Source organism: Kitasatospora sp. NPDC054939, from assembly GCF_053610105.1.
In genome coordinates this window covers 1-8,730 of record NZ_JBSGXP010000226.1, presented here as the reverse complement: position 1 = coordinate 8,730, position 8,730 = coordinate 1, and the positions used below count along the sequence as shown (strand labels likewise).

Here is an 8,730-nt window from a genome sequence, read left to right as displayed (position 1 = left end):
GCTTCAAGTCGCGCAAGGACACCCGGCAGGCGCTGCGGTTCACCGCGAACGCCCGGTGGAAGATCACGCCGGGCGGGAAGCTGTCCCTGCCGAAGGTCGGCGACCTGGTGGTGAAGTGGTCGCGCACCCTGCCGTGCGACCCGTCCACGGTGACCGTGGTCAAGGACTGCGCCGGCCGGTACTTCGCCTCGTTCGTCGTCGAGACCGACCCCGCCGCGGACCTGGCCCGCATGCCCGACACCGATACGGCGACGGGCATCGACCTGGGGCTGACGCACTTCGCGACCCTGGCCGACGGCACGAAGATCGACAGTCCCCGCTTCCTGCGCCGCGCCGAGAAGAAACTCAAGAAAACCCAGCGCAACCTGTCCCGCAAGGCCGAAGGATCGAAGAACCGCGACAAGGCCCGCACCAGGGTCGCCCGCGCACACGCGCAGGTCGCGGATGCGCGGCGCGAGTTCCACCACCAGCTCTCCACCCGGCTGATCCGCGACAACCAAGCGATCGCCGTTGAGGACCTGGCGGTGAAGGCACTCGCGCGCACGCGCATGGCCAAGTCGGTGCACGACGCCGGCTGGTCGCAGTTCGTCGACATGCTGGAGTACAAGGCCGCACGGTACGGGCGCACCCTCATCCGGATCGGCCGCTTCGAGCCGACGTCCCAGGTGTGCTCACAGTGCGGCGTCAAGGACGGTCCCAAGCCCCTGCACGTGCGCACATGGACCTGCGGGGCCTGCGGGACCGTCCTCGACCGGGACATCAACGCGGCGCTCAACGTCGCCAAGGCCGCCGGACTGGCGGTGTCAGCCTGTCGAGCGCAGGTCAGACGGGCATCCGTGCCCGCACAGCGCAGCGAAGCAGGAACCCACCCGAAGCCCCCACCCATCCGGTGGGAGCAGGCGGGAATCCCCGGCCTCTAGGCCGGGGAGGATGTCAATCCGGCAGCGACTCGACCCGGGCCGCCGCCTCCCTCGCCCGGGCCCCGGCGCGCGTCCGGGCGGCCGTGACCAGGCGGTTGGGGAAGCGGTGCAGGTACTCCTCCTCCAGCTGGCCGGTCCGCAGCGTGTGGCGGTGGAGCGCGTCCTCGGACCCGTAGAGGAAGGTCTCGTGCCGGGTGCGGTGCAGCTGCTCCAGCTCGTGCAGCAGCGTGTCGTTGCTCAGGGCGTGCGGGGAGATGCCCTCGGGCCTGTTGTGCGGAGTGTCGGGATGCCGCATGTCCGTTGCCTCCTCGTGCCGTACCCACCCGTACACACCCATGCTCGCCGCAGCGGGCGGGCCGCGCCACCGACCGGGACCCGTCCACAAGGAATCTTGCACAAGGGCTGTTGCACAAGAGTTCTTGTGGATACTCTGACCGCATGAGCGACAACGAGACCGGCGCGAGCGGCACCGCGCCCGCGCAGCCGCCCCGGGGCGTACGGCGGATCGACGACTCCCGGGTCCTGGCCGCCCTCACCCACCCGCTGCGCCGCCGGATGCTGGACCTGCTGAAGGTCGACGGCCCCGCCACCGTCGGCCTGGTCGCCGAACGCACCGGGCAGGCCGTCGGCAGCATCAGCCACCACCTCAAGGTGCTGGCCGCGAGCGGACTCGTCGAGGAGGCCCCCGAACTCGCCCGCGACCGGCGCGAACGCTGGTGGCGCCTCGGCCACAGCGAACTCAGCTGGGCCCGCGCCGACTTCGAGGGCGACGCGGTCACCGAGGCGGTCGCCGACGCGGCCGGCTCGCTCCTCCTGGAGCGCCAGGCCGAGCTGGTCCGCGCCTGGAACGCCGCCCGGCACACCTACGCCCCCGAGTGGCGCGACGGCTGCTCCGTCGCCGCCGACACCTGGCTGCGCCTGACGCCGGACGAGGCCAGGGAGTTGGGCGCGGAGCTGGTCGCCGTGCTGAACAAGTGGTCGGACCGGCCGGTTCCCGCGGACGGGCAGGCCCGCGAGACCGTGTTCGCGTTCGCCCACGCCGTCCCGGCCAAGCCGTGACGGCGCCGCCCGCACCGGAACGGACGGAGCGGTCGGAGACGGAGCGGTCGGAGGCGGGCCATCCGAAGGCGCCGGAGGACGTGCTGCGCCCCCGGTCGCGCCGGGGCCTGTTCGCGGACCGCGACTTCCGGCTGTTCTGGGGCGGCGAGAGCATCAGCACGCTCGGCAGCAGCATTACCTCGGTCGCCCTCCCCCTGGTCGCCGTCGTCGAGCTCGGCGCAGGCCCGCAGGCCGTCGGGGTGCTCACCGCCGCCGTCTGGCTGCCCTGGCTGCTGCTCGGCCTGCCCGCCGGCGTCTGGGTCGACCGGCTGCCGCGGCGGGCCGTGCTGGCCGGCTGCAACCTGGCCTCCGCAGCCCTGCTGGTGAGCGTGCCGGTCGCCGCCGCCCTGGACGCGCTCACCCTGCCGCACCTACTGGCGGTCGCCCTGCTGACCGGCTCCGCCGCGGTGTTCTTCAGCGCCGCCTACCAGGCGTACCTGCCGGAACTGTTCGGGCGCGACGAACTGATCGAGGCCAACGCCAAGCTGCAGGGCAGCGCCGCGGCCGCCCGGGTGGCCGGACCGGGCACGGGCGGGCTGCTGGCCCAGGCGTTCGGCGCGGTCGCCGGACTGCTCGCCGACGCCGTCACCTTCCTGGTCGCCACCGCCGCCCTGCTGGCGATCCGGCGCAGGCCCGCCGGCGCCGAGCGGCCGCCGCCCGCCGGTCCGCTGGCCGCACAGGTCCGGGAGGGGCTCGCCTTCATCGCCCGCGACCCGTACCTGCGCACGCTGACGCTCTTCGGGGCCTGCGCCAACCTGGTGCTCACCGGCTACCAGTCCGTGCAACTGCTCTTCCTGGTCCGCGAGGTCGGGCTGTCGCCGGGTGCGGTCGGCGTGCTCGCCTCGGCCGGGGCGTTCGGCGGCGTCCTCGGGGCGCTGGCCGTCCGGCCGGTCTGCCGGCGGCTCGGCACCGCCCGCGGCGTCCTGGTCGTCCTGCTCGGCGCCACCCCGTTCGGCCTGCTGCTGCCGTTGGCCGCACCGGGGTGGCGGCTCGGGTTCTTCGTGCTCGGCTCGGTCGTGGTGACCGGGGGCGTGGTGTGCGGCAACATCGTGCTCGGCAGCTTCCGGCAGTCCTACGCGCCGCCCCGGCTGCTCACCCGGATCGTGGCCACCTCGATGTTCGTCAACCATGCGACCATCCCCGTCGGCGGCCTCCTCGGCGGCTTCCTGGGCGCGGCGATCGGGCTGCGGCCGACCCTGTGGACGATGACCGCCCTGCTGGTCTGCACGGGCGCCATCCTGCTGACCGGACCGCTGCACCGCACCCGCGACCTCCCGACCGGCCACGCCCCGCACGTCGGTTGACCGGCCACCGGGCGTCAGGCGGGGGCGGATTCCGGGCGGCGGAACAGTGCGGTCCAGAGGAAGTCCTCGCCGAAGCGGGCGGAGTCCGCGGGCTCGTCGCGCATCCGGCGCAGTTCGACCTCGGTCAGCCCGCCGAAGATCCGGCGCAGCGCGTCGGGGGTGTAGGCGAGCCCGCCGTGCAGCCGGGCGTCCCGGTAGAAGTCCGCGTCGTCGAGTTCGGAGCCCATCGACCCGGCCGCGAAGCAGGTCAGGCCGAAGTGCCCGCCGGGCGCCAACAATCCGTCCAGCAAGGCGAGATGGCTCACCCGACGGTGCGGGGGCAGATGGTGGAAGCAGCCGGAGTCGTAGACCAGGTCGTAGCCGCCGGTGAGTACGGTGCCGGCGAGTTCGAAGGCGTTGCCGTGGTGGAAGTCCACCCGGACGCCGGCCGCCGCGGCCCGCTCCCGGCCCCAGGCGATGGCCGTCGCGGACAGGTCCACGGCGTCCACCCGGAAGCCGAGCCTCGCCAGGTGCACCGCGTTGCGGCCCGGCCCGCAGCCCAGGTCGAGGGCCCGGCCGGGCCGGATCAGCCCGCGGTCCAGCCAGTCGGCCAGGTTCTCGTCCGGCCGGTCGACGAAGAACGGCACCGCCCGCTCGCGGTCGGCGTAGAAGCCGTCCCACCAGTCGCCCCCGCCGGCGTCCGTCCAGCGGTCCGCCTCCGGTGCGAACAGCCGGTCCAGCAGTGTCAGCACATCCTCGACGGTCCGTACGTCCCGGTCCATCCGGCCCCCTCTCCGTGGCCTCCGAGACTACCGGGAATCCGGTCAGAAGCCCAGGTCAGGGCCGGTGTCCTGACGCCCGTGCGGCCTGCTCGGCGAGCGCAGCGACGGCCCGGCGGGGCCCATCCCTCAAGATTCGGCCGAACGTCCGCCGACGGCCCCGCGCACGGCCGTCACGGGCCCGTTCCGGACGGCGCCGGGGGGACTTTCCGCTGCGGCGCCGGGCGACTGTCCGTGCGGGACGGGCCCGGGCGCGTGGGCGCCCCGGGGTGGGGCCCGGGGCGGACGGGGGAGTGCGGGGGAGGGTCAGGCGGACTCGGCGTCGGTCACCCCCAGGAGGAGGCGGGTGAGGGCGGTGCGCGAGGGCACGTTGAGCTTGCGGTAGACCCGGGCGAGGTGGGTGTCGACGGTGCGGGTGCTGAGGAACAGCTCGTCGGCGATCGCCCGGCTGCGCAGGCCGGCCGAGGCGAGCTCGGCGATCTGGCGCTCCCGGGTGGTGAGTTGGGCCGTGACGGTGTGGATGTCCGGCCGCAGCGCGACCACCGACCGGCCGCCGTCCCGTGCGCAGCGGGCGGTGGTCAGGGTGCGGCGGACCTCGGCCGCCTCCTCCTGGATGCGGACCGCGTCGTGCAGGCGGCCCAGGCGCTCGGCGGACTCCAGCCAGCCCTCGGCCGCTGCCCGGTCGAGGGTTGCCTCCGCCGAGGGCGCGCCCATCAGGAGGGTCTGCGCCTGTTGGACGGGCCGCCCGGCGAGCCGGAAGCCGCGGGCGGCCTGGTCGTAGAGCTTGGCGGCGATGTCGTGCTGCTCCTCGGCCGCGTGCAGGACGGCCAGGGCGCGGTCGGCGTGGGCCCGTTGGGTCGGCAGGCCCATCCGGTCCGCGGTCGCGTCGGCCTCCTCGGCCCAGCGCCGGGCGGCGTCCGGATCCCCGCTGCGCAGGGCCGCCGTGGCGAGCATGCCCAGCAGCATGGGGCGGAAGCCGGGTTGGAAGTGCGGGAGGTCCTCCCCGCCGCCCGCCTCCAGCAGGGTGTCGACGCAGCCGGGGGCGTCGCCGTGGAGCAGGCGGGCCTGGGCGAGCTGCAGGGCGGCTGATCCGGCCCACCAACTGCTGTCGGGGCGGATGGTGCGCACGCTCTCCTCGGCGAGGGCGACGATGTCGGCGCCCTCACTGCGGCTCCTGGACCAGATCAGCGCACCGACCCGGGCGGCCGAGCAGATGCTGATCCAGTCGCGGGCGCCGGTGGCCCGGACGGCGCGTTCGGCCTCCACCGCCCAGCGTTCGGACTGGTGCAGCCGGCCGGCCTCCTGGTCGATCCAGGAGAGGGCGAGCAGGGTGTGCGGGACCATCTGCTGCGGGCCGCCGCCCTGGGCGAGGGCGAGCGAGCGGCGCAGGTGCCGGGAGGCGGCGGGGAAGCGCTCCAGGAACAGCTCGGTCCAGCCGAGCATGGTGGGCAGTTCCGGGGTGCGGGCCACCGAGGAGTCCGGCAGGCGGTCGACCAGGCGGACGCACTCGGTGAGCGCGGGGAGCGCGGCGCCGGTGTCGCCGAGGTAGCTGTCGCCGAAGGCGGCGAGCACCCGGACCGAGGTGGCGGCCTCAAGTTCGGCGTCCCCGGCGCCCCCGGCCGTGGCGGGCAGCGGGGAGGCCCGGACGGCCTCCCGCACCAGGTCGCGGGCCTGGTGGTAGGTGCCGCGCATCAGGTTCAGCAGCCCGTACTCGAAGACCAGGCCGACCGGGGCGGCGGGCAGCGGGCGGGGTAGTGCGGTCAGGGCCGCCCGGGCGACGGCTTCGGCCTCGTCGAAGCGGCCGAGCTGGCGTTCGGCGGCGACCCGGGTGGTGCAGGCCTTGAGGCGCAGGTCGGCGGTGAGGCAGCTGTCGTCGCGCAGTACCTCGTGGGCCGCGGCCCTGGCCTCCTTGAACCGGCCGGCGGCGATCAGGGCTCGGCAGTACTCCAGCATCAGGTCGGCCCGCTCCGGGGTGGGGCGGTCGCCGCTCGGCAGCGCGTCGAGGGCGAGCCGCAGCCAGCGGACCGCGGTGGAGGGGGCGTCCGGCAGGACCTCGGCGGCGCCGCGGGCCAGCAGTTCGGCCGCGGTGGGGTCGGTGCCGACCAGGTGTTCGGCGTGCCGGGCGAGTTCGACGGCGGAGGCGCCGCGGCGGCGCAGCAGGTCGAGGGCGCGCTGGCGGGCCGTCAACAACACTGCGACGTGGGCGCGTTCCTGGGCGACGTGTCGCAGCAGCGGGTGCCGGAAGGCGAACCGTCCGCCGGAGCCGGCCGGGCGTACCGCGTCGGCCCGGAGCAGGTCGGCGAGGACGTCGAGGAACTGGTCGAGCCGCAGTCCGGAGACCTCGGCGGCATCGTCGGGCCGGAAGGTGTCGCCGAGGGCGGCGATCGCCCCGACCGCCCGGCCGGCGTCGGGGGTGAGCGCGTCCAGTTCGGCGGCCAGGGGGACGGCCTCGCGGAGCAGGCCGCCGGGGTCGGTGCCGGGACGGTCGGGCCACAGGTGGGGCTGCCAGCCCGCGGCCGTCAGGATGCGCATGTGGCGGGGGTTGCCGGCGGAGGCGGCTCGTAACTCCTCGGCGTAGGCGTGCGAGGCGGGGTCGAGCAGGGGTTCGGCCCGCGGGCCTGCGCCGGTGCCGGGTTCCCCGGGGAGGCCGGGTCGGGGGCCGGGGCGGCTGTGCTCGGGGCCATGCCAGCGATCCAGCAGGGCGGCGACCGCCTCGGTGGACAGCGGTTTCGGTTCGATCCGGACCACGGCCCCGGTCCGGGCGCCCTGGTCGAGTGCTTCGAGCAGGGTCGATCCGGTCCGCCGCGGGCTGTGCGCGAGGGCGAGGACGACGGGGCCGGGCAGCGGAGTCCTGATCAGGCGGGCCAGTAGCCGGTAGGAGGCCTCGTCGCAGAGGTGGACGTCGTCGAGCAACAGGACGCCGCCGCCCTCGCCCGCCGCCCAGCCGGACAGCCGGGCGCGGATCGCGGTGAAGAGGCCGTCCTCGTCGAGGGAGTCCGGGAGCGGACCGTGCTCGTCGCTGAAGGCTTCACGAAACACTTGGTAGGGCGCGGTGTTGCCGCGTACGGCATGGGCGTGCGCGAGGTCGGCGCCGCGTTGTCGGGCGAGCGCCGACAGTATTCCGAGCAGACGGGTCTTGCCAATACCGGGGTCCCCGGCAATTTCCACGACGGTGCGCCGTCTGGATTCCAATGCCGCTACCACCGCCGCGAGTCGGGCGGTCTCGGCGTCCCTTCCGACCAACAGGTCTTCGGTCTCCTGTGATTCCGCAGAGAGCATGAACACCCCTCCTTGACGCATATGACGCGTCCATGCCAGCCGGTGGGTTTCACTCCCGTGGCAGGACGCGTCCCGCTTGTTGACGTCTGGTGTTTCCGGAGAGCGGAGAGCAATGAGTGAACTGTACTGCCAGATGTGCGAGAACTTATGGAAGTGTTCGATAATTGTGGTGCTTTGATGAAAGGTCAGCGACGGCCGCAACGGCTTCCGGCCGCGCGGCCGAAGGGAGTTGAGACGTGATCGTCGCTCTGATCATCGCCTGCGAGGTCTCCTTCTGGGTCCTCCTGGCCGCCGGGCTCGTCACCCGCTACGTCCTCAAGCGGCGGCGCGCCAGCACCGTGCTGCTGCTCTGCGAACCGCTCCTGGAGGTCGTCCTGCTGGTGGCCACCACCGTCGACCTCAGGAACGGCGCCGAACCGAGCTGGGAGCACGGCCTCGCCGCGCTCTACATCGGCTTCACCGTCGGGTACGGGCACCGCACCATCACCTGGCTGGACGGCCACGCCGCCCACCGGCTCGGCGGCGGCCCGCCCCCGGTCAAGCCGCCGCGCTACGGCCGGCCCCGCGCCCGCCACGAGGGCCGGACCTGGCTGCGCACGCTGCTCGCCGCCGCGGTCGCCGTCGTGCTGCTGGAGATCGCCGCCTGGTACGTCGGCCCCGGCGCGGGCGCCGCGGCGCTGCGCGGCTGGGAGTTCAGCGCCGCGCAGGTCACCGCGCTGCACGGGATCATCGCGCTCTCGTACCTGATCTGGCCCAAGAAGGACCCGGCGGCCGGCGCCGCGCAGCCGACTACGTAGCGGGGTCGCCCGGTCGCTGCGTACTTCTGCGGACCGTGCATCCGCAGCGCCCGGATCCGCAGTTGCGTAGTTCTGCGGATGCCGCGCGTGACCGGGGTCGGACAGACTCCTCGGTGTCCACAGCCCCCCGGACCGGCCCACCGGCCGCCGGGCGGCGGAACCCCGGGGAGGAGGAATCCCATGACCGTCGGCGTGATCATCATCAACGAGAACTGAGCTGAGTCGCGGCGGGTGTGAGCCCGTCCCGGCCCGTGCTCCCGGCCGTCCGCGGTGTGCCGCGGCGGCCGGGCACTCCTCGCAGTGCGAAGGGAGGTACGGTCATGGAGCTCGGCGTCATCGTCATCAACAAGTGATCTCCGATCCCCTGAACATCGTTTCCTGTTAACGGAATTGATGTGACGTCAGGTAGGTCGCCCCAAGCGCCCCGAGCCGCTCGGCCGGAGTGCGCGACACCCGGAGAGGGGGGACACCATGGAGCTCAGCGTCATCATCATCAACGCGGAGTGATCCGGCGGCGCGGCATCGCCCTCCGGTGCCGCGCACCGAGGAGCATCGCCGCCGCGCCGGCCCGAAC

The 8,730-nt window shown here is 74.0% G+C and carries 7 protein-coding genes; 4 read left to right on the top strand and 3 right to left on the bottom strand.

Annotated elements, in window-relative coordinates; genetic code table 11:
* On the top strand, positions 1–920 hold a 920-nt coding region (locus ACWGB8_RS36715), incomplete at its 5' end, for an RNA-guided endonuclease InsQ/TnpB family protein (protein WP_452218001.1).
* Between the two features lie 13 nt (positions 921–933).
* Here the strand turns inward: ACWGB8_RS36715 and ACWGB8_RS36710 are convergent.
* Positions 934–1,215 carry a DUF6158 family protein gene (locus tag ACWGB8_RS36710; protein ID WP_452218000.1) on the bottom strand — a complete coding sequence of 94 codons (282 nt, stop codon included), beginning with the start codon at positions 1,213–1,215 and terminating at the stop codon, positions 934–936.
* Positions 1,216–1,358: 143 nt separating this feature from the next.
* Between ACWGB8_RS36710 and ACWGB8_RS36705 the strand changes: the two genes are divergently transcribed.
* Together ACWGB8_RS36705 and ACWGB8_RS36700 are read left to right on the top strand one after the other, a co-directional pair.
* Positions 1,359–1,979 (top strand): ArsR/SmtB family transcription factor, encoded by a 621-nt coding sequence (locus tag ACWGB8_RS36705; RefSeq protein ID WP_452217999.1) that lies wholly within the window; start codon positions 1,359–1,361, stop codon positions 1,977–1,979.
* An 80-nt stretch (positions 1,980–2,059) separates the two neighbouring features.
* On the top strand, positions 2,060–3,322 hold the full coding sequence (locus ACWGB8_RS36700; RefSeq protein ID WP_452217998.1) for an MFS transporter: 1,263 nt from the start codon (positions 2,060–2,062) through the stop codon (positions 3,320–3,322).
* Between the two features lie 14 nt (positions 3,323–3,336).
* Here the strand turns inward: ACWGB8_RS36700 and ACWGB8_RS36695 are convergent, their stop codons facing one another.
* Both ACWGB8_RS36695 and ACWGB8_RS36690 read right to left on the bottom strand, forming a co-directional pair.
* The gene (locus ACWGB8_RS36695) at positions 3,337–4,083 is read right to left on the bottom strand and encodes a class I SAM-dependent methyltransferase (protein ID WP_452217997.1); all 747 of its coding nucleotides are present in this window, start codon (positions 4,081–4,083) and stop codon (positions 3,337–3,339) included.
* A 303-nt stretch (positions 4,084–4,386) separates the two neighbouring features.
* Positions 4,387–7,359: a LuxR C-terminal-related transcriptional regulator gene (locus tag ACWGB8_RS36690; RefSeq protein WP_452217996.1), complete on the bottom strand. Its 2,973-nt coding sequence runs from the start codon at positions 7,357–7,359 to the stop codon at positions 4,387–4,389.
* A gap of 236 nt (positions 7,360–7,595) precedes the next feature.
* On the opposite strand from ACWGB8_RS36690, the gene ACWGB8_RS36685 reads away from it, so the two are divergent.
* Positions 7,596–8,156: a hypothetical protein gene (locus ACWGB8_RS36685; RefSeq protein WP_452217995.1), complete on the top strand. Its 561-nt coding sequence runs from the start codon at positions 7,596–7,598 to the stop codon at positions 8,154–8,156.
* Positions 8,157–8,730 lie beyond the last annotated feature (574 nt).